Raw genomic sequence first — 21,660 nt, 5'->3', positions numbered from 1 at the left:
CGGCGGGGCTCTCGTGTCGTTTGACGGCAACGGTGACGGCAACGTCAGCGGACGACGGCTGCGGTGGGTGGGTCGTCGGGGGCGTCGGACGGGCCGAGGGCGTTGCCGAGGGTGTCGATGGCCTGGCGCTGGAGGCGGAGGCGGACGTGGGCGTAGACGCCGGCGGTGACTCCGATGTGGGCGTGACCGAGCAGCTCCTTGATGATGACGAGGTCGACGCCCTGCTCCAGGAGCAGGGTCGCGGTCGAGTGCCGGAGGTCGTGGAAGCGGATCGTCCGGAGCTCTGCGCTGTGAAGGAGGCGGCGGAAGCGGCGGGTGAGGTTGGTGGGGTCGAGAGGTTCGCGTGTGCCGGCCACGGTCACCCCCGGCACGTTGGCCAAGGACACGCACACCGGCGCGGCGTACTCGTCAACCCCCAGCTCCCAGCGCGCCACGTCCTCCGGCGGGCGGCCGGTGGGTCGGTGCTCGGTCGGCGTGGTCAACGGGTCGGAGCGCACGCCCATTCGTTCCGCCCGGCCTATTTCAATCCCGAGATTGATTCCGCTCTCGCGGATGGTGGGCAGATCGCCGGCCGCGGAGCAGATAACTGTGCAGAGATCCGGGCCTGCAATACTCTGATCGCCGAGCATGGGGCCGATTTTGAAGATCAAGTCGGACGCTCGCTGCGGTTGAGCGACATCGAATTCTTGACCGTTCGCAGTGCAACGGGTGCCCCAGAAGCGGCGTGCCTATCCTGCCAGAGTGTTCTTGTCCGGCGCGGAGCGACAGACCTATCGAGGTGAGAAGAATGAGCGAGTCGGAGCTAGAGGAATTCCTCAGCTCGTTTGGCTGGGAGGTGGCTGGGGTCCGTCGTGAAGCGGATGCCATCGTGACAGGTCTGGAGCGTGTCGGATTTGCCTGCCATGAGGAGGCAAGGGGCTTCTTGGGTGAATACCTCGGCCTGAAGATCGACCACCTTCCGGCCCTTTTTATCGCCGGAGAGAGGATCTCAAGCTGGACGCACTTCGATCCGTCCGCCGTGTGCACTACTCGTGATGCGGACGTGGCTCGCCGATGTGCAGAGGTAGCTGGCACGACTCTGTTTCCGATTGGAGTGGACAGCTTCCATCTGACCGTATATTCGGGAAGCGACGGAAGGCTCTACGCAGGGTTCGATTCATCGGTCTATCGATATGGGGAAGATTTCAATGTGATGTTCTCGATGATGAAAGCTGGAGTACGCCCAATCTCATTGGGTGAGTGGACGATTCAGTGAGAACGGCGCGCCGCCACTTTTGCTGAAATCGTGTTCATTTGAATTTCCAACGCCCGCTTGACTGAGAATTCGCGAACCCTGAAAAGGCACGCTCAAGCCCTCGTCGACAGTGATGTCGATGAGGGCTTGACGTCGTTTGACGGCAGTAGTTGGAGGAACGCGCACGGTCGTGCGGTTGATATTCGGGTGAATGCTCAGGCGAAGCCCCATGCTGAAGCCGATGTGTTTCAGCAGGCGAAGGATGCCGGGGCGTCCGGCACCAGAGCAGTTCTCCATGTGGACCGGGACTTCTGTCGATCATGCGGAGCAACTGGTGGGGTTGGGTCCTTGATGCGCGGCCTAGGGGTTGAAGAGCTGCTAGTTCATTCGCCCTCCGGTATCTTTACGATCAACGCAGTACGAAGACCATCCACGCCGAGAATGCCAGGGTAGGGCGCCATGATCAGGCTGGCAGGAGACGATCGAGACGGCCCCAAGACGCGCGACTGGGAAGTTGATAATCCGGCGCCGGAACGAATCGTTCAGTCGATCGCGACTCTTGATGGGAATCGATGGACTGAGGTTTCCGTGACAGAGGATGCCCCTTTTCGGCATCTCTCGATTGCGGGCGGTCCGGATCTCTTCCTCGTTACGGGAGAATCTATCGATGGAGAAATCCTCCAATTGAGGAACCCTGAGTGTGGCGCGGAGGAGGTCAGACTTGTGTGCGGTGGCCAGATGGGGATTTTTGAACGATCCGATCTGGTTGGTCGAGATCAAGCTGTCGAGGCTGTTTCGGAATTTCTGGATGGTTTTCCTGACGGATTCAGATCGGCCTGGTCTGTAGAATAGGAAAGGTCGCCGGGGAGTGCGTTGAAGCACCTCCCGGCGACTTTCTTGTTCAGTCACCGCCCGGCGATGACGGCAACGGTGACGGCAACGTCGGCGGACGACGGCTGCGGCGGGTGGGTCGTCGTGGTCGCCGTCGGCCGGGCTGAGGGCGTTGCCGAGGGTGTCGATGGCCTGACGCTGGAGGCGGAGTCGGACGTGGGCGTAGACGCCGGCGATGACGCCGATGTGGGCGTGGCCGAGGAGTTCCTTGATGACGGCGAGTTCGTCGTCCTGTTCCAGGAGCAGGGTGGCGGAGGGGCTTCCTGTCCGACTGCACCACAAGGCAGATTGAAACGGACACCAAGACCATCAAGCCGGCCTAGATCACAGCCACAGAGGGCCACCCCTTCTGGGTCCCCGAACTCGGAGAATGGCTGGACGCCAAGAACCTCCACCCAGGCCAGTGGCTCCAAACCGGCGCGGGCACGCTGGTCCAGGTCGCAGCGGTAGAACACCACACCGCCCAAGCCGCAACAGTCCACAACCTCACCGTCGCCAACCTTCATACGTACTATGTGCTGGCGGGGCAGACGCCGGTCCTCGTCCACAATTGCGGGGGAAGCAAGCTCAAAGAGGGTGAGCAATACGTCTACCGCGCTGTGAAGGACGACGAGTTGAAACAACTCTTGGACACTCGTCGCTTTCAGAACCCCCGAGGTATCGAATCGAAGTACTTTTCTTCGACTCCAGAGGGTACAGCTCTCTACGCCAGGTCCGCCCATGCGAAGTTCCCTGACGAAGGCGCTTACACGCTGGTGCGTGGCGTGATTAGAACTGAACATATTCCTGCGGAGAGCAGGATTGAGCATCTCGCGGACGGGGGTGGCGGAATCGATGCCTTCGCGCTCTGGGAGGATTCAATGAGTACGATCGGCCGAGTTCGAATCCTTCCCTCCATGCCGATCCCTTAGGTGAATCGATGAAGATCTACGTGACGTCCCTCCAGCAGTCGACCCTGGACCTCTGGTCGAGGCTGCTGCCTGAATCGATGGCGATCGAGTTCGTCAACGAAAGTAGCCGCTCGGTTCGGGCTGACGCGCTTGTGATGTCTGGAGTTTGGGCATTTGACCGCTACGGCGGTAGGCCGAACAGAGAGAGCGCGCAGGTCTTGTCGAATTCGAGAGGTGACGGCTTGCCGGAGTGGATTGTCGTCCCGCCGTTTCGTCCGATCGTTGAACGAGACGGTGAATTCTCCATCAGGGAAGATTTCGAGCAAATCAGCCCTGCCTACTATGCCGTGCTCCAGTCTCTCAGAGCAGTGAGGGATGAATTCGGAGACTCGGTAAGCGTGGCGCTGGATCTACCAATGCTCGGAATGGATGATCCACACGATGAGTCGACCCCAGCGTCGGTGGCTCGGGCCATCGAGGTATTTCTGAATGAATGAGCAGAAGCCCCACCGGAGAGTCAGTCCGGTGGGGCTTCTCGCGTCTTGACGGCAACGCTGACGGCAACGTCAGCGGACGACGGCTGCGGTGGGTGGGTCGTCAGGGGCACCGTCACCCTGACCGAGGGCGTTGCCGAGGGTGTCGATGGCCTGGCGTTGGAGGCGGAGTCGGACGTGGGCGTAGACGGTGGCGGTGACGCCGATGTGGGCGTGGCCGAACAGCTCCTTGATCACGACGAGGTCCACACCCTGCTCCAGGAGCAGAGTGGCGGTCGAGTGCCGGAGGTCGTGAAACCGGATACGGCGGAGTCCGGCCCGGTCGAGGAGTCGGCCGAAGCGGCGGGTGAGGTTGGTCGGGTCGATCGGTCTGCCCTGGGGAGTGGTGAACACGTACCCGTTGTCCTGCCACTCGGTGCCTGCCGTGTGCCGTTCGCGCTGCTGCTTCTCGTGGTGGTGCTTCAGCGACTGGAGGCAGCGGGCAGGGAGGGCGATGCGCCGCTCGGAGGCCCGGGTCTTGGTGGGCAACGTCGTGAGTCCGCCCGTGTTGGTGCGCTGGAAGGTGCGGCGGATGGTGGCGGTGCCTGCGTCGAGGTCGAGGTCGCCCCGGTGCAGCCCGAGGAGTTTGCCCTTGCGGAGCCCGGTGTGGAGGGCGAGTTCGAACAGCGCGTGCAACCTGTGTCCGCGCGTAGTCGCGAGGAGCTGGCGGACTTCGTCGGCGGTGAGGGGGTCGAAGCGCCGGAGCCGTGGGGTGCCGGTGCGGACATTGCGGGCGACATCGCGCGGGCTCTTCTACTCGCGTACGGCCGTGCTCCAGGGGCGAGTTGAGAACGGAACGCATGTAGGCCGGCGTTAGCGGGAGGGCGGCTGGTTGCAGCACCGGCTGAGCGGGGGCTGGGAGGTCCGGGCATGCCCGCCGCCATGGCGGCTACAAAAGGGCCACCACTTCTGGGTCCGCGAACTCGGCGAATGGCTGGATGCCAAGGGCCTCCGCCCGGGCCAGTGGCTCCAGACCGGCGTGGGCACGCTGGTCCAGATCGCAGCGGTAGAACACCACACCGCCCAAGCGGCAACAGTCCACAACCTCACCGTCGCCAACCTCCACACGTACTATGTGCTGGCGGGGCAGACGCCGGTCCTGGCCCACAACGCCAGTCCGGAACAGTGTCAGCTCGGCGTGCAGGAATCACGTCGAGATGCAGGTCGCCGCCTATATGCGCCGCAATGATATTGGACGCGGAGTGCTTTACATAAATCGCCCCGATGGCGTCTGTCAATTCTGTAACGGATCGGCGTGTGCGAGCCCTGGTGGCACTCCGGTAAATCCCATCTAGGATGCGCTTCCCGGAGGTGCGCAAATGTGGGTCTACAATCAGAGTGGAAAATTCCTCGGTAAATTCACGGGTAATTCCCGCTAGTTGCGGCTGGAGCGTTTCGGTGGGGTATGGCAGGCGCCCTGCCGAAACGATTTCGGAGTGGAATGTGCGCCGATATGGCGATTATGAACATATCGGCCGAGCTGGGGCCATGGCGTATGCTTGTGTGCCGTGGATGAACTCCTGTCAATTAATTCGAATAGCGTCGAACGTTTCCTCCGTCGCTGGTACGGCACCGCGGAGAGCGTGAGTCGCGTTCACCTTGACGCCAGACCCTACGTGCCTGCCGAACTGATTGAGTGGCATATGGCTGCAGCGCTTGCTGCTGGCCCTGTGACGTTCCAGGACCGGCCCGTTACGCCTCGGGACCTTGTGTCGGACTCTTCCGGCATGCTCGAATTCTGGGTTGAAAATCAGAACGGCTATTTCTGGGCGGTTGATCTAAATGATGGCAGGCTTCAGGTCTTCTCCAGGGAGGCAGGAGAAGGCGGCTGGACGGGAACGAGCGAGGTCCTCCGTGATTTTCTTCTGCATTGCACCGTGCGGGAAGCTGTCATCGGAGGTGCGTCCAAGTTCACCATCTTTGTTGATGCTTCAGAAATCAACGAGGCTCTGGAGTCGTTTGAGCCGCTGAAGTTCGCAGCGCTTAGCAGCGAAGAGCCTCAGGTCAGGCTGTGGTGTAGCGAGGATGCGCTTGTCCGTATGGCGCCTCCGCCAACGGGATATGCGGGCCCCGGCGAGCAGTTGTGGATGCTGACTTTTGCAGCTCCGTCTGATTCACGTATCGAGCGGTACACGCCTCGGTTCGGCCTTGAGGGCTTGACCGAGGCCAAACCTGCTCGTTTGGAGCTTCCGTACGGGCCACCGCCGTTCTAGATGCACCGGAATCATCCTGGACCGCAGTTGGCGGCGTACGAGAATGACCGTCGACCATATGAGCGTGCGTGGCCTGGGGGCTCGTCCAGTTTGCTGAGGAACCGGAAGTCGTCATGTTCTTGGAAATGCTCCTCATTGCATAGCGCGGCGCCCCGCCGGTGTCTCTTCCGGCGGGGGCCGCCACGTCTGACGGCAGTAATTGACGAAGGAAGGCGGCGGGGATCGGTTGGTGGCTGGTTGTCGCAGCGGGGAGGGCGCATAAAGTTGGCTTCCACTAGCGAAGGCGTTGCTTCACTCTGGGCTCGCCTCAGGGGAATGCGGAAGGGTAAATTTTGTTTGGTACGCCCCGCGCTTGCTGGCTTGCGGGGTGCCTCGGACTGGGAAAACGGGCTGGTAGAAGGTGGCCACATGCGTGACGGTGAACTTGAGGAGATCGAGGAGTTGTGCTCTGCGGCCACTCCGGCGCCTTGGTTCGTTAGGACCTTGGGTGACGACTCCGCCATGAATCTTGTGGCGGTGAGCACGGCTCCCGACACTGGTGCTGCCGAGAGATGGCCGAACTTTGATCATCGAGAAATGATTGCCGCAACTTTGGTTCAGCATCCGCGATACGTCGATTCTGGCGACGAACGCTGGGACGAGAACGCGGCCTTCATCGCGATGGCGCGGGAGGCTGTGCCGCGCCTTGTGGAAGAGGTTAGGCGCCTCCGGGCCCTGCTTGCAGGTGAGGGGAGTGGTCAATGATGGACTATTCGGGCTTCATGGTCAATCGCGGAACCGGAGTCTGAATTCCGTCTTCTCGTTGGCATGAGTGTACGGACGGCTAACCAAAGAGTGCGCAAGAAAGCAGCCCCCGCCGTTTTTTCCGGAGAGGGCTGCTGCGGATTTTCGCGGCGGTCTGACGGCAGTAGTTGACGGCAACGGCGGCGGACACCTGGGTGTCCGCCGCCGTTGCTGTACGTATGTCAGGGGTGGTCGAGGGCGCGGCTGAGGGTGTTGATGGCGTCTTGCTGGAGGGGGAGTCACTGGGGGTTGTGGAGGGTCAGGTGGGGAATCTGCGGGCTACCCAGCGCCAGCAGAGTTCCAGGGCCGCTGATGCCACTGCCGCGATGGCGACCGCGGTCCAGGGGATCACGGTGCCCTCCAGCTTCAGGGCGAAGAAGTGCTGGAGGGCCGGGACCGCCAGGACGACCAGGAAGGCCGCGCCCATGGCGGCGACCAGGCAGACGCGCCACCAGGTGTACGGGCGGGCCACGATGGCCAGGACCCACATCGAGACCAGGAAGAGGGTGAGGGTCGCCGCGCTGGTCTGTGCGTTCAGGGCGTCCTGGCCGTGGTAGGCGTGCCTGGCCAGGAGGTATGTCGCGAAGGTGGCCAGGGCCGCGATGATGCCGGACGGGATCGCGTACCGCATCACCCGGCGGACGAAGTGCGGGCGGGCGCGTTCCCGGTTCGGGGCCAGGGCCAGGAAGAACGCCGGGATGCCGATCGTCAGGGTGGAGAGAAGGGTGAGGTGGCGGGGGAGGAAGGGATACTCCACCTGGAAGCACGCCACCAGCACCGCCAGCAGCACCGAGTAGACCGTCTTCGTCAGGAAGAGCGTCGCCACCCGCGTGATGTTGCCGATGACCCGGCGCCCCTCCGCCACCACCGAAGGCAGCGTCGCGAAGCTGTTGTTCAGCAGCACGATCTGCGCCACCGCCCGCGTCGCCTCCGAACCCGAGCCCATCGACACCCCGATGTCCGCGTCCTTCAGCGCGAGTACGTCGTTGACGCCGTCCCCCGTCATGGCCACCGTGTGCCCCCGCGACTGGAGCGCCCCCACCATGTCCCGCTTCTGCTGCGGGGTGACCCGGCCGAACACCGCACCCCGGTCGAGCGCCTTAGCCAGCCCGTCTCGTTCGGTGGGCAACTGGCGTGCGTCGACGGTGTGTTCGGCACCCGGCAGGCCGAGCTTGCCGGCCACCGCGCCCACGGAGACCGCGTTGTCGCCCGAGATCACCTTCGCGGCGACCTCCTGGTGCCCGAAGTACGCCAGGGTCTCGGCGGCGTCCGGGCGCAGCCGCTGCTCCAGGACGACCAGCGCGGTCGCCTCCGCCCCGGCCGCGGCCTCGGGGGAGTCGAGCGCGGTGACGTACGTACGGGCGAGCAGCAGGACCCGCATCCCCTCCCGGTTGAGCTGGTCCACCTCGGTCAGCGCCGGGTGGTCCGGGGGGAGGAGCACATCCGGGGCCCCCAGGAGCCAGCCGACCGTCTCGGGGGAGGGGGAGGGGGGTGACTTAGGGGTGGGTGAGGGGGGCGTTTCGGGGGTGTGCGGGGGAGTGGGGGCGGGCTCGGTGAATGAGGCTCCGCTGTATTTCCGTACGGACGAGAACGGCAGCGCCGCCCGCACCGGCCACCGGCCCCGATCGCCCTGGTACGCGTCGATGATCGCCTGGAGGCTGGCGTTCGGGCGGGGGTCGGAGGCGCCGATCGCGCCGAGCACCTGCCGTACGTACGCCTCGTCCGCGCCCCCCAGCGGGCGCAGCGCGCTGACGTCCATCCCGCCCTCGGTGAGGGTGCCCGTCTTGTCCAGGCAGACGACGTCGACGCGGGCCAGCCCCTCGATCGCGGGCAGTTCCTGGACGAGGACCTTGAGCCGGCCCAGCCGGATGACGCCGATCGCGAAGGCGACCGAGGTCAGCAGCACCAGCCCCTCCGGGATCATCGGGATGATGCCGCCGACCGTTCTGGCGATGGAGTTCTTGACATCGGTCTGCTTGACGAAGAGCTGGCTGAGGATGAGCCCGAGCGCGGTCGGGACCATCATCCAGGTCACGTACTTGAGAATCGTGCTGATGCCGTTCCGCAGCTCCGAGTCGACCAGCGTGAAGCGGGACGCCTCCTCGGCGAGCTGGGCGGCGTACGCGTCCCGGCCCACCTTCGTGGCCTCGAAGGCCCCGCCGCCGACCACCACGAAGCTGCCGGACATCACCGGGTCGCCGGGACGTTTCAGCACCGGGTCCGCCTCGCCCGTGAGCAGCGACTCGTCGATCTCCAGGCTCTCCGCCTCGGCCACCACGCCGTCGACCACGACCTTGTCGCCGGGGCCCAGTTCGATGAGGTCCCCGAGGACGATCTCGGAGGTGGAGAGTTCGGTGGCGGTGCCGTCCCGCCGTACGGTCGGCCGGGCCTCGCCGATGACCGCGAGACCGTCCAGGGTCTTCTTGGCGCGCAGCTCCTGGACGATGCCGATACCGGTGTTCGCGATGATCACGAAGCCGAACAGGGTGTCCTGGATCGGCGCGACGAAGAACATGATCACCCAGAGCACGCCGATGATCGCGTTGAACCGGGTGAAGACGTTCGCGCGCACGATGTCGGCGGCGGACCGGCTGCTGCGCACGGGTACGTCGTTGACCTCCCCGCGCGCCACATGCGCCGCCACCTCGGCGGAGGTCAGCCCGGTGTGCCTGGTCAGGCGCGACCGGACGGGCGACGGTGGCTTCACGGGGTGTACGGGGTCCAGTTCGGCGCCCGCGTCGATCATCGGGTGGTGGGGATGGTGGGGATGGGGGGAGTGGTGGTGGGGGGTGGGGGGTGTCGGGCCCGGGGGCTCGGGGCCGTCGGTGTTGATCTGAGCCCGCTGCGTCATGTCTCGACCGTACGGCGGGGAAGGCCCCTTCACCCGTCGGCCAGGCGCAGGATCAACCCGGGGGAGGAGGGGGCGGGGTCCGGACTCGTACCTGGGCAGGAGGAGTGGGGGAGGAGGAGTGGGGGAGGAGGAGTGGAGGAGGAGTGGAGGAGGTAGGGGAGTCGGGGCTCCGCCTCAGGGGGGCACTCAGGGGGCGTCAGGGTGACGGTGGCTGAGATCCCGCCGTGCCCGCCGAGCCCGCGGATCCCGCCGAGTCCGCGGAATCCGGAGAGTCCGCGGCCGCCGCGCGCTTGATCGCGGCGTCCCGGCCGCGTACGTACCAGATCCCGATCAGCCCGAGACCGCCGCCCGCCAGGCAGGTCCAGATCCACCAGGCGTGCCCGTGGGCGCTGTACCAGCCGTAGAACGGGAGCTGGATCAGGAAGAGGGCGAACCAGATGATCGTGCCGCCGGTGACGGTGCCGACGACCGGGCCCTCCAGGGGCTCGGGCGCGGTGCGCTGGGGCTTGGAACCGGTCATGGGGTCAGTCTAGGTGGGCGGCCCGCGGCGTCTCGCCGCAGTTGGCCGAGGCGGGCCGCGCCTTGGCGGCACAGGGGTCTACGCGCGGAGATAGCGATCTTGCCATGATCTGTTCATACTGAAGCGGTTTCTGGATGTCCGGTTTTGTTCGTTTGAACATCCGATGGAAATCTGTTGAACACATCAGTGTGATCGTCTCGTCTCCTTCCGTTTCCGTTCCGCTGTTCCCTTCCGTTCCGCTGTCCTCCGTCCCTTCATCCGAGGTCCCGCATGTCTTCCACGGCCATCGCTCCGCTCGACGGCTTCTTCAAGATTTCGGAGCGCGGTTCCACGCTCGGCCGTGAAGTACGGGGCGGTTTCGCCACCTTCTTCGCGATGGCGTACATCATCGTGCTGAACCCGATCATTCTCAGCAGCGCGAAGGACATCAACGAGCATCATCTCAACGGTGGCCAGCTCGTCACCGCGACCGTGCTGACCGCCGCCTTCTCCACGCTCCTCATGGGCGTCATCGGCAATGTGCCGATCGCCCTCGCCGCCGGCCTCGGCGTCAACAGTGTCGTCGCCCTCCAGCTCGCACCCCGGATGAGCTGGGCCGACGCGATGGGCATGGTGGTGCTCGCGGGGCTGCTGGTGATGGTGCTCGTCGCCACCGGGCTGCGCGAGCGCGTGATGAGCGCCGTGCCGCTGGGGCTCCGCAAGGGCATCGCGATCGGTATCGGTCTCTTCATCATGCTGATCGGACTCGTCGACTCCGGGTTCGTCTCCCGTATCCCGGACAAGGCCGAGACCACCGTGCCGCTCCAGCTCGGCTCCGGCGGGCATCTGCTCGGCTGGCCGGTGCTCGTCTTCGCGGTCGGCGTGCTGCTGACGCTCGTGCTGATCATCCGGAAGGTGCCGGGCGCGATCCTGATCTCCATCATCGCGATGACGGTCCTCGCGATGATCATCGACCAGGTCGCGAAGGTCGAGAGCTGGGGCCTCACCGCCCCGAAGTGGCCCGGCAACCCCGTCGCCACCCCGGACTTCGGCCTGATCGGCCATGTCAGTCTCTTCGGCGGCTTCCAGAAGGTCGGCATCCTCACCGGCGCGCTCTTCGTCTTCACCGTGCTGCTGTCGTGCTTCTTCGACGCGATGGGCACCATCCTGGGCGTCGGCGACGAGGCCAAGCTGATGGACAAGGACGGCAACCTGCCGGGCATCAACAAGGTTCTCTTCGTGGACGGTGTCGCGGTCGCCGCCGGCGGCGCGGGCTCCGCCTCCGCCAACACCTGCTACGTGGAGTCCACGGCGGGCGTCGGCGAAGGCGCCAGGACGGGGCTCGCCTCCGTCGTCACGGGCCTGCTCTTCACCCTCGCGCTGTTCCTCACGCCGCTGGCCACGATGGTCCCGTCCCAGGCGGCGACCCCCGCGCTGATCGCGGTCGGCTTCCTGATCCTGGCCGGCTCCGTACGGGACATCGACTGGAGCGACTTCACCATCGCCGTCCCGGCCTTCCTGGCCATGGTGCTGATGCCGTTCACCTACTCGATCACCAACGGCATCGGCATCGGCTTCATCACCTTCTGTGTGCTGCGCCTGGCGACCGGGCGGGGCCGCGAGGTGCCGGTGGCGCTGTACGTCGTCTCGGCGGTCTTCCTCTTCTACTACGCGATGCCCGCGCTGGGGCTGACCTGAGCCGGGGCCGATCCGGAGCGGGGTCGACCTGAGCCGGGGCCGACCTGCGGCGGTGCTCACCCGAGCCGAGTCCGAGCCGAGTCCGAGCCGAGTCCGAGCCGAGTCCGGTCCGATCCGGGCCGCCGACGCGCCCCCGGCCCGGCCCTGGCTACTGAACGCCGTAGAAGCGCTCCGTCTCCTCGACGGCGGCTTTGAAGCGTTCGTCGAAATCGTCCCGGATAAGCGTCTTGGTCACGTAGTCCTGGACGCTCATACCCCGTATGGCGGCATGGTGCCTGAGCCGTTCGAGCAGCTCGCAGTCGATCCGCAGGCTGAGCACTGTCGATCCCATACGTACCAGGGTCGGGGGCGGGTACGCCGTCGTGCGTAACTTTCCGTGTCAGTCTCACTCGTACGAGTGAGATCGTCGCCCGGGATCGCGCCCACGCCCCCGGGATCCCGTTCGCGCCCCAGTGGTATTTAGGTTGGGTAATGAGTTACGCTAAATACATGTCTGACCTGCCCCACGGCGACGACAGTGGCGACATCGAGAACGACGCCGAGAACGACGCCGCCGTGAACGCTCTCCGCTCCGCCGTCATGCGGCTGGGCCGGCGCCTGAAGCACCAACGTGTGGACGAGTCGCTGTCCCCGACCGAGATGTCGGTCCTGGGCACGCTCGCCCGCTGTGGCTCGGCCACCCCGGGCGAACTGGCCCGCAAGGAGCATGTGCAGCCGCCGTCGATGACCCGCATCGTCGCGCTGCTGGAAGCGAAGGGTCTTGTCAGACTTGAGCCACATCCCGACGACCGCCGGCAGAAGGTGGTGAGCCAGACCGAGCGTGCCGAGGCGATGCTCGAAGAGAGCCGCCGCAAGCGCAACGTCTGGCTGGCGACCCTGGCCGAGGGCCTGGACGAGGACGAATGGGCGAAGCTGCGCGCTGCCGCCCCCGTGCTGGAGAAGCTCGCCCATCTGTAGAACGCGCGCCGTAAGGAGGCGAACCCCCATTGAGTACGGGACCCGGAGCAGACTCCGCCCCCGCACCGAAATCCACCCACGACAGCACCGCACCGGACAGCGGCACTCACATAGGCGGCGGTACGCACAGCACCTGTGCCACCCCCGCCGAACCGACACCCGGTAGCACCGCCAACGCCCAACCCCCCACGCCCCCCACCTCCTCTGCGCCCCCCATACCCTCGGCGCCCTCCCTGCCCTCCGCGCCTCCCGTACCCTCCGCGCCCCCCGCATCTCCCGCATCTCCCGTGGCCCGTACGGTCCGTACAGTCCGTACCGCCCACACGGCCACCGCCCTCTCCGGGCCGCCTGGCGGAGCCGGAGACACCGGGGACACGGGAAACGCCGGAAGCGGAAGTGGAGGAGGAGGCGGAGGAACCTTCTCCTCCCTCAGGATCCGCAACTACCGGCTGTTCGCGACGGGCGCCGTCGTCTCCAACATCGGTACGTGGATGTCCCGCGTCACCCAGGACTGGCTGGTCCTGAGCCTCACCGGCTCCTCCGCCGCCGTCGGCATCACGACGGCCCTCCAGTTCCTGCCCATGCTGCTCTTCGGCCTGTACGGCGGCGTCATCGCCGACCGTTACCCCAAGCGGCGGCTCCTCCTCTTCACCCAGGGCGCGCTGGGCCTCTGCGGGATCTCCCTCGCCGTACTGACGCTCTCCGGACATGTCCAGGTCTGGCATGTCTACCTGCTGGCGTTCCTGCTGGGCATGGTCACGGTGGTCGACAACCCGACCCGGCAGTCCTTCGTCTCCGAGATGGTCGGCCCCGACCAGCTCCGTAACGCCGTCAGCCTCAACTCCGCCAACTTCCAGTCCGCCCGGCTGATCGGCCCGGCGGTGGCCGGGGTCCTGATCACCACGGTCGGCAGCGGCTGGGCGTTCCTGCTGAACGGCCTCTCCTTCCTGGCGCCGCTCGTCGGCCTGCTGCTGATGCGCCAGCGCGAACTCCACCCGCATGTCGGGGTACCGCGCGCGAAGGGCCAGCTCAGAGAGGGGCTGCGGTATGTACGGGGCCGCCCGGACCTGATCTGGCCGATCGTCCTGATCGGCTTCATCGGCACCTTCGGCTTCAACTTCCCGATCTGGCTGACGGCCTTCGCCGACAAGGTCTTCCCGGCCGGCGCCGGGCTCTACGCCTTCTTCAACATCCTCATGGCGGCGGGCTCCCTGGCCGGCGCCCTCCTCGCCGCCCGCCGCGGTGCCACCCGGATCCGGCTGCTGCTCCTGGCGGCGATGGCCTTCGGCGTGCTGGAGATCGTGGTCTCCTTCTCGCCGAACGTGTGGCTGTTCTCGCTGCTGCTCCTGCCGATCGGCATGCTCGGCATGACGACCAACATCAGCGCGAACACCAGTGTCCAGATGGCGGCCGACCCGGAGATGAGAGGCCGCGTCATGAGCCTCTACATGATGGTCTTCGTCGGCGGCACCCCCATCGGCGGTCCGCTCCTCGGCTGGGTCACCGACACGTACGGCGCGCGCGTCGGCTTCGCGACCGGCGGCGCGGTCTCGCTCCTCGCGGCGGCGGCGATCGGGGTCGTCCTGACCCGGGTGGCGGGCGTACGGCTCCGGGTGGACCTGCGCGGCGGACGCCCGCGCATGGAGTTCGTACCGAGAGAGGAGCCCGAGCGGCTCGCGACGGCGGCGTAGGCGCGGACGCGCACGCCGGGCGGCTGTTCCCGTGCTCCGGGGCCCGGACCCCGGAGCACGGAACACGGGGTGGGTCAGTCGCGGGGGAACTTGTCAGTGGCCAGGGTCAGGCCCAGGTTGTTCGTGGTGATGTCGATGGCGGTGCCGAACTTGGTGATCACTTCCGTGGTGTACTCGCCGTCCTTGAGATCGGTGTAGAGGTGGCACCGGGCGACGTAGGGGTCGACGATGAAGTACACGGGGACACCGGCTGCCGCGTACGCGGTCTTCTTCGGGCCGTAGTCGTTGGCGGCGGTGCCCTTGGAGATCACTTCGGCGATGAACTCCACGTCCTCGGGGCGCCATCGCCCGGCGGTATTGGGCCTGGCGTCGGCGGCCAGTTTGGCGACATCGGGGCAGAATCCGTTGAGAAGCCCGGGGAAGTCGATCCGCACGTCGGACGCGACGGTGACGTCCATGCCGAACCTGTCCTCCAGGGCTCGCACAATGCGGCGGATGATCTCCCAGTGCACCTGGCGCTGCGGCGACATGAAGATGTTCCCCTCGACAATCTCGACCTTCATTCCCTCGGGGACGGGCATCTTTTCGAGCGCGCTGAACATCGTGTCCAGTGTCATCTCGTAGCTCTCGTCGGCCATGGCGATCCTGTCGGTGTCGATCCAGCGGGTCTCTACGACGGTCATATGGCGCTCCTCCCCGCTCCCGCGTGGATGCGGTAGCCGCGCGGTACAACGATACGTACGGTGACCCGGTTACGTCCCGTATGTCGTATGACCGGCAGAATCGTTTCCATGAGCCTGCCAAGCCCGCCGCCCGGCCCGCCGCCCGGCCCGCCGCCCGGCCCGCCGCCCGGCCCGCCGAGCCCCGCCCACCCGCTGAGACTCTTCGCCGCCGTCCTGCCGCCCCCCTCCGCCGTCGCCGAGCTGGCCGGTGCCGTACGGGAGTTGGGAGGGCTGCCCGGGGCCGGTGCGCTGCGGTGGACCGAGGTGGCGGGGTGGCACTTCACGCTCGCCTTTCTCGGGGAGGTGGACGGGGCGGTGCTGCCCGAGCTGGTGCGGCGGCTGGGGCGGGCGGCCGGGCGGACCGAGGGGTTCCGGCTCCGGGTCCACGGGGGCGGGCGCTTCGACGACCGGGCGCTCTGGGCCGGCGCCGCCGGGGGGATCGACACACTGCGGCTCCTCGCCGAACGTACCGACGCCGCCGCCCGCCGGGCCGGGGTCGCGATGGGCGAGCACCGCCGCTTCCGGCCGCACCTCACCCTCGCGCGCACCAGGGGCCCCCGCGCCACCCGGCCCGACCTGCTGCCGTACGTCGAGGCGCTGGACGGTTTCGAGGGCACCCCGTGGGAGGTCTCCGAGCTGGCGCTCGTACGGAGCGAACTGCCGGTCTCGGGGGTGGCGGGGGAGCAGCCCCGGTACGAGACGATCGCGCGCTGCCCGCTCGGCCGGGAGGGAGCGGGGACCCCGGGCGCGGGGACCCCGCTCCCGGGGACCCCGGGCGCGGGGGGCGGCGGGGCGGGCGGTTAGGCTCGTCGCGTGGACCCGAAAACCCGTAACCGCGTCATGGCCGTCGTGCTCGTGCTGATGTTCGCGATCATCGCGGTGGCCTCGGCGGTCGGGTAGCCCTTGCGGGGGCCACCCGCACCCGCCTCCGCGCCCGCCGTACCCGTTACCAGGCGAACGCCTCCGGCGACGGGCCAGGACCCGGGAAGATCTCCTCCAGTTCGGAGAGCACCTCGCCCGTCAGGGTGAGGGCACTCGCCCGTACCGCCGATTCGAGCTGCTCCAGCGTGCGCGGGCCGACGATCGGGCCTGTCACGCCCGGCCGGGTGAGCAGCCAGGCCAGGGCCGCCTCGCCCGGGTCGATGCCGTGCTTGTCGAGCAGGTCCTCGTACGACTGGACGCGCGCCCTGGTCGCGGGGTCGGCCAGCGCGTCGGCGGCGCGGCCGGAGGCACGCCGTCCGCCCTGCACCTCCTTCTTGAGCACCCCGCCGAGCAGACCCCCGCTGAGCGGCGACCACGGGATGACCCCGAGGCCGTACTCCTGCGCGGCCGGGATGACCTCCATCTCGGCGCGGCGCTCGACCAGGTTGTACAGACACTGCTCGCTGACCAGGCCGTACGAGCCGAGGCGCCGCGCGGTCTCGTTGGTCTGGGCGATCTTCCAGCCGGGGAAGTTGGACGACCCCGCGTAGAGGATCTTGCCCTGCTGGATCAGGGTGTCGACGGCCTGCCAGATCTCCTCGACCGGGGTGGAGCGGTCGATGTGGTGGAACTGGTACAGGTCGATGTGGTCGGTCTGGAGCCGCTTCAGGCTGGCGTCGACCGCGCGCCGGATGTTCAGCGCGGAGAGCTTGTCGTGGTTGGGCCAGGCGTCGCCTTCGGCGGCCATGTTCCCGAAGACCTTGGTGGCGAGCACGACCTTGTCGCGGCGGTCGCCGCCCTTCGCGAACCAGGTGCCGAGGATCTCCTCGGTGCGGCCCTTGTTCTCGCCCCAGCCGTAGACGTTGGCCGTGTCGAAGAAGTTGATGCCCGCGCCGAGCGCGGCGTCCATGATGGTGTGGCTGTCGGTCTCGTCGGTGAGGGGACCGAAGTTCATCGTGCCGAGGACGATGCGGCTGACCTTGAGTCCGGTGCGTCCGAGCTGCGTGTACTCCATGAGTCCCTACCCAACGCGTTCGAGAGCACTCGAAGCAAGCCCCCTGGGGCGTGTGGGGGCGTATGGAGGCTGTCGGGGGCGGCGCGTCCCGCGTACGGCTCAGCGCGCGAACGGGCTCGGCGCGGGCGCCGGCTCGTCGCCCGCACGCGCTCAGCGCGCGAACGCGTCGAGCGCCGCGATCAGGGTGCGCCGCTCCTCGTCGCTCCCCTTGTGCCCGGCGTCCTCGATCACGACCAGCCGCGACCCCGGCCAGGCGCGCGCCACCTCCCAGGCGGTGCCCAGGGGCCCCGCCAGGTCGTGGCGGCCGTGGACGAGCACGGCCGGGATACCCGCGAGGCGGTGCGCGTCGCGGAGCAGGGCGCCCTCCTCCAGCCAGGCGCCGTTCGAGAAGTAGTGCGAACAGATCCGGACAAGCGCCTGCTGGTCGAGTGCGGGGCGGCCGGCGTACGGGGCGGGGGAGCCGTTTGGCTCCTGCGAGAGCACGGCGTCCTCCCAGGCGCACCAGTCGGCGGTGGCCCGCTCCCGTACGGCCGGATCGGGGCTCGCCACCAGCCGGGCGTACGCGGCGACGAGGGACGGGGCGGCGGCCGTACGGTGGTCCAGCTCGGGCGGGGCGGGGGCGCCGGCCCTTTCCCGCTCCTCCTGCCGGTGCTGCCCCGCACCCGCCCGGAAGCGCTCCCACTCCTCGGGGAAGAGCCGGCCCGAACCCCCGTACAGCCAGGCGATCTCCGCGCGCCGGGTCATCGTCACACCCGAGATGACGACCTCCGAGACGCGCTCGGGGTGCGTCTCGGCGTACGCGAGGATCAGCGTCGACCCCCAGGAGCCGCCGAAGAGCAGCCAGCGGTCGATCCCGAGGTGGGCCCGCAGCCGCTCCATGTCGGCGATCAGGTGCGCCGTGGTGTTGTGCCGCAGGTCGGTGGCGGGGTCGGCGGCGTGCGGGGTGGAACGCCCGCAGTTGCGCTGGTCGAAGAGGACGACGCGGTACCGCTCGGGGTCGAAGTACCGCCGCGTGTACGGCGACCGCCCCGACCCGGGCCCGCCGTGGACGACCAGGGCGGGCTTGCCCCGGGGGTTGCCGCAGACCTCCCAGTGCACGCGGTTGCCGTCGCCGACGTCCAGCAGCCCCTGGTCGTACGGCTCGATGGGCGGGTGCGGGTGCGGGTGCGGGTGCGGGGCCGGGGTCGGATCCGGGGTCGGGTCCTGGTCCGGGGCGGGTGCGGGCGGTGTGGGTGTCCTGGGCATGCGGACGACGGTACCGAGAGAGCCGGCGCGGGAGCGGGTCTGTCCCCCGGGGTTACGCGCCCAGTGCCCACAGCCAGGAGACGGAGCCGATGAAGCCGACCGCTCCCAGCGCCGTTCCGGTGACCGCCGGCCACATGCGGCCGATGCCCTGGCGGGCGTAGTGGACGGCCGCCGCGCCGGCGGTGAGGGCGAAGGCGCCGGCCAGGGCCGACCAGGGGAACAGCACGAGCATGAGGGCGGGGACGGTGCCCGCCGTGGCCAGGGTGCCCAGGGTGAGGGCGGTGGGGGTCAGCAGGGTGGCGGGGGTGTCGGGGGTGTTCGGGGTGCCGGGGGAGGTGTTGCTCGGTGTGGTGGTGTCGCTCGGCATGGTGGCCCCCCGGGATGAGAATTGAACCTGTTCAGATTCTGGGGTGATCCTACTCCTGGTCCGCCTTCCGGTCCTGTTCCTGGGCCTGTTCTCGGTCCTGCTTCCGGTCCTGTTCCTGGGCCTCCAGGGCGTCCGCCAGTACCTCCGCCAGGTGCCGGGCCCGGGTGCCGTTCAGGTGGGCCAGTTGGGTGCGGCAGGAGAAGCCGTCCGCCAGGATCTCCGCACCCGGTGTGCCGTCGGTGCCCTGGCCGGCCTGCTCCGCCGCCCTGACGGCAGGCAGCAGTTGGTCCTCGGCGCAGGCCACCGATACGTCGTAATGGCCCCGTTCGAAGCCGAAGTTGCCCGCCAGGCCGCAGCAGCCGCCGCTCAAGTCGCCTGTCAGGCCCGCCCGTTCGCGCAGGCGGCGGTCGGCCTCATCGCCCAGGACCGCGTGCTGGTGGCAGTGGGTCTGACCGGCGGCCGGGCGGTTCAGGCGGGGCGGGTGCCAGTCGGGGGCGTACTCCTCCAAGGTCTGGGCGAAGGTGCGGACGGCGGCGGCGAGACGGGGTGCGCGGGGGTCGTCGCCGAGGAGTTCGGGGAGGTCGGTGGTGAGCGCGGCGGCGCAGCTCGGCTCCAGGACCACCACCGGGAGGCCCGCGTCCAGCAGGGGTTCCAGGACGTCGAGGGTGCGGCGCATGACCGTACGGGCGCGGTCCAGTTGGCCCGTGGAGACATAGGTCAGGCCGCAGCAGACCCGGGGGCCGGGGGTCCGCCGCGCGGCCGGGGTGGGGGACGGGGAGAAGGGGGCGTCCGGGGTGAGCGGGGTCAGGCCCGCCGCCTCCAGGACCCGTACCGCCGCCCGGCCCACCGACGGCGACAGGTGCTCCGTGAAGGTGTCCGGCCAGAGGACCACCCGGGGGCCCGCCGTCCCGGGAACAGCCGTGTCGGAGCCCGCCGCCCCGGGACCTGCCGCCCCGGGACCCGCCGTCCCGGAGCCCGGGTCCCGTTCCCGTAGCCAGTGGCTGAAAGTCTCCGTCGCCAGGGCCGGGATCGGGCGCTCCGGGGCGATGCCGGCCAGGCGTTTCGCCAGGGCGGCCAGGGGGCGTACGCGGGCCGCCGCGTTCAGCACCCCGGCGAACGGGGCCGCCAGGCGGAGCCAGCGGGGGAGCCACCCCATCGCGTAGTGGGCGGCGGGGCGGCGGCGGCCCGCGTAGTGGTGGTGGAGGAACTCCGCCTTGTACGTGGCCATGTCGACGCCCACCGGGCAGTCGCTGCGGCACCCCTTGCAGGAGAGGCAGAGGTCGAGGGCGTCCCGCACCTCCGGTGAGCGCCAGCCGTCCCGCACCACCTCGCCCGCCAGCATCTCGTGGAGCAGCCGGGCACGGCCCCGGGTCGAGTGCCGCTCCTCGCCCGTGGCGCGGAACGACGGGCACATCACGCCGTCCCCCGAAGACGGGCCCGCGACCCGGCACTTGGCGACGCCGACACAGCGCCGTACCGCCGCCGGGAAGTCGCCGCCCGCCGGGCCGTCGTGGGGGTAGCCGAAGGCGACCGGGACCGGTTCGCGGGGGAGGACCGCGAAGCGCAGGTTCTCGTCGAGGCGGGCCGGGCGGGCCAGGACGCCCGGGTTCAGCCCGCCGTCCGGGTCCCAGAGGTCCTTGAACTCCGCGAAGAGGGCGACCAGTTCGGGCCCGTACATCTTCGGCAGCAGCTCCGCGCGGGCCAGCCCGTCGCCGTGTTCGCCGGAGAGGGAGCCGCCGTGCGCGACGACGAGGTCCGCCACCTCCTCCGAGAAGCGGCGGAACCGCCGTACGCCCTCCTCGCTCAGCAGGTCGAAGTCGATCCGGACATGGACGCAGCCGTCGCCGAAGTGCCCGTACGGCGTTCCGCGCAGCCCGTGTTCGGTCAGGAGGGACCTGAACTCCCTGAGATATGAGCCGAGTCGGGCGGGGGGTACGGCGCAGTCCTCCCACCCCGGCCAGGCCTCTCCGCCGTCCGGCATCCGCGTCGCCGTGCCGGCCGCGTCCTCCCGTACCCGCCACAGCGCCCGCTGCTCCGCCGGGCCGGTGACGACCACGGCGTCGAGCGCGTCGGCCGCGCGCAGGATCTCCTCTGCGCGGGCGCGCGCCTCCGCCGCGCTCGCGCCGCCGGTCTCCACGAAGAGCCAGGCGCCGCCGCGCGGCAGGTCGTGGCCGCCGGGCACCAGGTCCTCGGCCATGCCCTCGACCGTGAGCGGCCCGTAGGGGAGGAGCCCGGCGGCGGCCTCGGCGGCGGCGCTCTCGTCCGGGTAGCCGAGGACGGCGAGGGCGCGGGCGGCGGGCGCCTCGACCAGCCGTACGGTCGCCTCGGTGACGACGCCGAGCGTGCCCTCGCTGCCGCAGAACGCGCGGGCGAGGTCGGTGCCGCGCTCCGGGAGGAGCGCGTCGAGGGCGTACCCGGAGATGCGGCGGGGCATCGCGTCCGGGAAACCGGTACGCAGGAGGGCCAGATTCCGCTTTACCAGCGCCTCCAGCCCCCTAGGGGCTCCCAGGGGCCCCGGGAGCCCCGGAAAGCGCTCAGAAGGGCGCTCAAGGGCGCGCTCGGATCCATATTCAGGGGCGCGCTCAGGGGGGCGTCGAGAGGCGTGTTCGGAGGCGTGTTCGGAGGCGCGCTCAGGGCGCCATCCCTGGCCGAGGGTCAGGGTCTCGCCGCCGTACGTCAGGACCTCCAGCCGCCGTACGTTGTCGGCGGTGGTGCCCCAGGCCACCGAGTGCGCGCCGCAGGAGTTGTTGCCGATCATCCCGCCGAGCGTGCACCGGCTGTGGGTGGACGGGTCCGGGCCGAAGGTCAGGCCGTACGGGCGGGCCGCGGCCCGCAGATCGTCCAGGACGACACCGGGCTGGACCACCGCCGTACGGGCCTCCGGGTCGAGCGAGACGATGGTGCGCAGATGGCGCGTGAGGTCCATGATCACGCCAACTCCCGTTGCCTGCCCGGCGATTGATGTGCCTGCGCCACGCGGAACGACGGGTACGCTGTGGTCCCTGCAAACCGCGAGGGCCGCCGCCACATCGGCGGCGTCACGCGGAGTGACCACTCCGACCGGAACCCGGCGGTAGTTGGAGGCGTCCATGGTCATGAGTGCCCGCGCGGCAGCTCCGAAGTCGACCTCGCCGCGCAAGGCCGACGTCA

At 68.5% G+C, this 21,660-nt stretch carries 21 protein-coding genes and 4 pseudogenes; 13 read left to right on the top strand and 12 right to left on the bottom strand.

Going from position 1 to position 21,660, the window contains the following annotated elements; translation table 11 throughout:
• Window positions 1-44: 44 nt before the first annotated feature.
• Window positions 45-338: pseudogene (locus AB0O07_RS17255) on the bottom strand (tyrosine-type recombinase/integrase); the annotation flags it as partial.
• A gap of 449 nt (window positions 339-787) precedes the next feature.
• On the opposite strand from AB0O07_RS17255, the gene AB0O07_RS17250 reads away from it, so the two are divergent.
• Window positions 788-1,255 carry an SUKH-3 domain-containing protein gene (locus AB0O07_RS17250; RefSeq protein ID WP_365633506.1) on the top strand — a complete coding sequence of 156 codons (468 nt, stop codon included), beginning with the start codon at window positions 788-790 and terminating at the stop codon, window positions 1,253-1,255.
• Here AB0O07_RS17250 and AB0O07_RS17245 read toward each other — a convergent pair.
• Window positions 1,229-1,531 (bottom strand): hypothetical protein, encoded by a 303-nt coding sequence (locus AB0O07_RS17245; RefSeq protein ID WP_365634322.1) that lies wholly within the window; start codon window positions 1,529-1,531, stop codon window positions 1,229-1,231. The two genes, AB0O07_RS17250 and AB0O07_RS17245, sit on opposite strands and share 27 nt — an antisense overlap.
• Between AB0O07_RS17245 and AB0O07_RS17240 the strand changes: the two genes are divergently transcribed.
• Together AB0O07_RS17240 and AB0O07_RS17235 are read left to right on the top strand one after the other, a co-directional pair.
• Window positions 1,442-1,687: a deaminase gene (locus AB0O07_RS17240; RefSeq protein ID WP_365634251.1), complete on the top strand. Its 246-nt coding sequence runs from the start codon at window positions 1,442-1,444 to the stop codon at window positions 1,685-1,687. The two genes, AB0O07_RS17245 and AB0O07_RS17240, sit on opposite strands and share 90 nt — an antisense overlap.
• A 6-nt stretch (window positions 1,688-1,693) precedes the next feature.
• Window positions 1,694-2,086 carry a hypothetical protein gene (locus tag AB0O07_RS17235; protein ID WP_365634319.1) on the top strand — a complete coding sequence of 131 codons (393 nt, stop codon included), beginning with the start codon at window positions 1,694-1,696 and terminating at the stop codon, window positions 2,084-2,086.
• Between the two features lie 93 nt (window positions 2,087-2,179).
• Here AB0O07_RS17235 and AB0O07_RS17230 read toward each other — a convergent pair.
• A pseudogene (locus AB0O07_RS17230) lies at window positions 2,180-2,380 on the bottom strand (site-specific integrase); the annotation flags it as partial.
• Between the two features lie 68 nt (window positions 2,381-2,448).
• On the opposite strand from AB0O07_RS17230, the gene AB0O07_RS17225 reads away from it, so the two are divergent.
• Together AB0O07_RS17225 and AB0O07_RS17220 are read left to right on the top strand one after the other, a co-directional pair.
• A complete protein-coding gene (locus AB0O07_RS17225) occupies window positions 2,449-3,036 on the top strand; it encodes a polymorphic toxin-type HINT domain-containing protein (protein WP_365634249.1) in 588 nt (195 codons plus the stop codon).
• A gap of 8 nt (window positions 3,037-3,044) precedes the next feature.
• Window positions 3,045-3,512 (top strand): hypothetical protein, encoded by a 468-nt coding sequence (locus tag AB0O07_RS17220; RefSeq protein ID WP_365633504.1) that lies wholly within the window; start codon window positions 3,045-3,047, stop codon window positions 3,510-3,512.
• A 69-nt stretch (window positions 3,513-3,581) separates the two neighbouring features.
• Here the strand turns inward: AB0O07_RS17220 and AB0O07_RS17215 are convergent.
• Window positions 3,582-4,397: pseudogene (locus tag AB0O07_RS17215) on the bottom strand (site-specific integrase); the annotation flags it as partial.
• Here AB0O07_RS17215 and AB0O07_RS17210 point away from each other — a divergent pair.
• The 4 genes and pseudogenes from AB0O07_RS17210 to AB0O07_RS17195 all read left to right on the top strand — a co-directional run.
• Window positions 4,381-4,602: pseudogene (locus AB0O07_RS17210) on the top strand (hypothetical protein); the annotation flags it as partial. The pseudogenes AB0O07_RS17215 and AB0O07_RS17210 sit on opposite strands and share 17 nt — an antisense overlap.
• Window positions 4,603-4,621: 19 nt before the next feature.
• Window positions 4,622-4,843, top strand: coding sequence for a DddA-like double-stranded DNA deaminase toxin (locus AB0O07_RS17205; protein WP_365633501.1), 222 nt, complete (start codon window positions 4,622-4,624; stop codon window positions 4,841-4,843).
• A 213-nt stretch (window positions 4,844-5,056) separates the two neighbouring features.
• Window positions 5,057-5,761, top strand: coding sequence for a hypothetical protein (locus tag AB0O07_RS17200; RefSeq protein ID WP_365633498.1), 705 nt, complete (start codon window positions 5,057-5,059; stop codon window positions 5,759-5,761).
• Window positions 5,762-6,169: 408 nt separating this feature from the next.
• On the top strand, window positions 6,170-6,505 hold the full coding sequence (locus tag AB0O07_RS17195) for a hypothetical protein (protein ID WP_365633495.1): 336 nt from the start codon (window positions 6,170-6,172) through the stop codon (window positions 6,503-6,505).
• Between the two features lie 298 nt (window positions 6,506-6,803).
• Here AB0O07_RS17195 and AB0O07_RS17190 read toward each other — a convergent pair whose 3' ends face one another.
• Both AB0O07_RS17190 and AB0O07_RS17185 read right to left on the bottom strand, forming a co-directional pair.
• Complete coding sequence (locus AB0O07_RS17190; protein WP_365633493.1) at window positions 6,804-9,395, bottom strand: HAD-IC family P-type ATPase; 2,592 nt, start codon at window positions 9,393-9,395, stop codon at window positions 6,804-6,806.
• A gap of 196 nt (window positions 9,396-9,591) precedes the next feature.
• The gene (locus AB0O07_RS17185) at window positions 9,592-9,915 is read right to left on the bottom strand and encodes a DUF2530 domain-containing protein (protein WP_365633490.1); all 324 of its coding nucleotides are present in this window, start codon (window positions 9,913-9,915) and stop codon (window positions 9,592-9,594) included.
• Window positions 9,916-10,185: 270 nt separating this feature from the next.
• Between AB0O07_RS17185 and AB0O07_RS17180 the strand changes: the two genes are divergently transcribed.
• Entirely contained in the window at window positions 10,186-11,592 is a 1,407-nt protein-coding gene (locus AB0O07_RS17180) for an NCS2 family permease (protein ID WP_365633487.1), read from the top strand.
• A 148-nt stretch (window positions 11,593-11,740) separates the two neighbouring features.
• Here the strand turns inward: AB0O07_RS17180 and AB0O07_RS17175 are convergent, their stop codons facing one another.
• Window positions 11,741-11,923 (bottom strand): ribbon-helix-helix protein, CopG family, encoded by a 183-nt coding sequence (locus AB0O07_RS17175; protein ID WP_365633484.1) that lies wholly within the window; start codon window positions 11,921-11,923, stop codon window positions 11,741-11,743.
• A gap of 158 nt (window positions 11,924-12,081) precedes the next feature.
• Here AB0O07_RS17175 and AB0O07_RS17170 point away from each other — a divergent pair, with 158 nt between their 5' ends.
• Both AB0O07_RS17170 and AB0O07_RS17165 read left to right on the top strand, forming a co-directional pair.
• Window positions 12,082-12,549, top strand: coding sequence for a MarR family transcriptional regulator (locus AB0O07_RS17170; RefSeq protein ID WP_365633481.1), 468 nt, complete (start codon window positions 12,082-12,084; stop codon window positions 12,547-12,549).
• Window positions 12,550-12,578: 29 nt separating this feature from the next.
• Window positions 12,579-14,240 carry an MFS transporter gene (locus tag AB0O07_RS17165; RefSeq protein WP_365633478.1) on the top strand — a complete coding sequence of 554 codons (1,662 nt, stop codon included), beginning with the start codon at window positions 12,579-12,581 and terminating at the stop codon, window positions 14,238-14,240.
• Window positions 14,241-14,314: 74 nt separating this feature from the next.
• Here the strand turns inward: AB0O07_RS17165 and AB0O07_RS17160 are convergent, their stop codons facing one another.
• The gene (locus AB0O07_RS17160) at window positions 14,315-14,923 is read right to left on the bottom strand and encodes a Uma2 family endonuclease (RefSeq protein ID WP_365633475.1); all 609 of its coding nucleotides are present in this window, start codon (window positions 14,921-14,923) and stop codon (window positions 14,315-14,317) included.
• A 192-nt stretch (window positions 14,924-15,115) separates the two neighbouring features.
• Between AB0O07_RS17160 and thpR the strand changes: the two genes are divergently transcribed.
• Window positions 15,116-15,766: an RNA 2',3'-cyclic phosphodiesterase gene (thpR, locus tag AB0O07_RS17155; protein WP_365634246.1), complete on the top strand. Its 651-nt coding sequence runs from the start codon at window positions 15,116-15,118 to the stop codon at window positions 15,764-15,766.
• 142 nt (window positions 15,767-15,908) lie between these two features.
• Here the strand turns inward: thpR and AB0O07_RS17150 are convergent, their stop codons facing one another.
• From AB0O07_RS17150 to AB0O07_RS17135, 4 genes are all read right to left on the bottom strand, one after another.
• Complete coding sequence (locus AB0O07_RS17150; RefSeq protein ID WP_365633472.1) at window positions 15,909-16,898, bottom strand: aldo/keto reductase; 990 nt, start codon at window positions 16,896-16,898, stop codon at window positions 15,909-15,911.
• 150 nt (window positions 16,899-17,048) lie between these two features.
• Window positions 17,049-18,143 (bottom strand): alpha/beta fold hydrolase, encoded by a 1,095-nt coding sequence (locus tag AB0O07_RS17145; RefSeq protein ID WP_365633469.1) that lies wholly within the window; start codon window positions 18,141-18,143, stop codon window positions 17,049-17,051.
• Window positions 18,144-18,195: 52 nt separating this feature from the next.
• Window positions 18,196-18,510: a hypothetical protein gene (locus tag AB0O07_RS17140; protein ID WP_365633466.1), complete on the bottom strand. Its 315-nt coding sequence runs from the start codon at window positions 18,508-18,510 to the stop codon at window positions 18,196-18,198.
• Window positions 18,511-18,559: 49 nt separating this feature from the next.
• A complete protein-coding gene (locus AB0O07_RS17135; protein ID WP_365633463.1) occupies window positions 18,560-21,649 on the bottom strand; it encodes an FAD-binding and (Fe-S)-binding domain-containing protein in 3,090 nt (1,029 codons plus the stop codon).
• Window positions 21,650-21,660: the final 11 nt, after the last annotated feature.

The organism is Streptomyces sp. NPDC093085 (assembly GCF_040683935.1).
Lineage (GTDB): Bacteria > Actinomycetota > Actinomycetes > Streptomycetales > Streptomycetaceae > Streptomyces.
The sequence above is the reverse complement of the archived record's forward strand: the minus strand, read 5'-3'. Positions and strand labels throughout refer to the sequence as shown.

Bases quoted from the DNA above. Each gene is read 5' to 3' on its own strand.
- AB0O07_RS17250 (WP_365633506.1), top strand. From the start codon at position 788: ATGAGCGAGTCGGAGCTAGAGGAATTCCTCAGCTCGTTTGGCTGGGAG.
- AB0O07_RS17160 (WP_365633475.1), bottom strand. From the start codon at position 14,923: ATGACCGTCGTAGAGACCCGCTGGATCGACACCGACAGGATCGCCATG.
- AB0O07_RS17195 (WP_365633495.1), top strand. From the start codon at position 6,170: ATGCGTGACGGTGAACTTGAGGAGATCGAGGAGTTGTGCTCTGCGGCC.
- AB0O07_RS17190 (WP_365633493.1), bottom strand. From the start codon at position 9,395: ATGACGCAGCGGGCTCAGATCAACACCGACGGCCCCGAGCCCCCGGGC.
- AB0O07_RS17220 (WP_365633504.1), top strand. From the start codon at position 3,045: ATGAAGATCTACGTGACGTCCCTCCAGCAGTCGACCCTGGACCTCTGG.
- AB0O07_RS17185 (WP_365633490.1), bottom strand. From the start codon at position 9,915: ATGACCGGTTCCAAGCCCCAGCGCACCGCGCCCGAGCCCCTGGAGGGC.
- AB0O07_RS17205 (WP_365633501.1), top strand. From the start codon at position 4,622: ATGTGCTGGCGGGGCAGACGCCGGTCCTGGCCCACAACGCCAGTCCGG.
- AB0O07_RS17245 (WP_365634322.1), bottom strand. From the start codon at position 1,531: ATGGAGAACTGCTCTGGTGCCGGACGCCCCGGCATCCTTCGCCTGCTG.
- AB0O07_RS17175 (WP_365633484.1), bottom strand. From the start codon at position 11,923: ATGGGATCGACAGTGCTCAGCCTGCGGATCGACTGCGAGCTGCTCGAA.
- AB0O07_RS17140 (WP_365633466.1), bottom strand. From the start codon at position 18,510: ATGCCGAGCGACACCACCACACCGAGCAACACCTCCCCCGGCACCCCG.
- AB0O07_RS17145 (WP_365633469.1), bottom strand. From the start codon at position 18,143: ATGCCCAGGACACCCACACCGCCCGCACCCGCCCCGGACCAGGACCCG.
- AB0O07_RS17235 (WP_365634319.1), top strand. From the start codon at position 1,694: ATGATCAGGCTGGCAGGAGACGATCGAGACGGCCCCAAGACGCGCGAC.
- AB0O07_RS17170 (WP_365633481.1), top strand. From the start codon at position 12,082: ATGTCTGACCTGCCCCACGGCGACGACAGTGGCGACATCGAGAACGAC.
- AB0O07_RS17180 (WP_365633487.1), top strand. From the start codon at position 10,186: ATGTCTTCCACGGCCATCGCTCCGCTCGACGGCTTCTTCAAGATTTCG.
- AB0O07_RS17150 (WP_365633472.1), bottom strand. From the start codon at position 16,898: ATGGAGTACACGCAGCTCGGACGCACCGGACTCAAGGTCAGCCGCATC.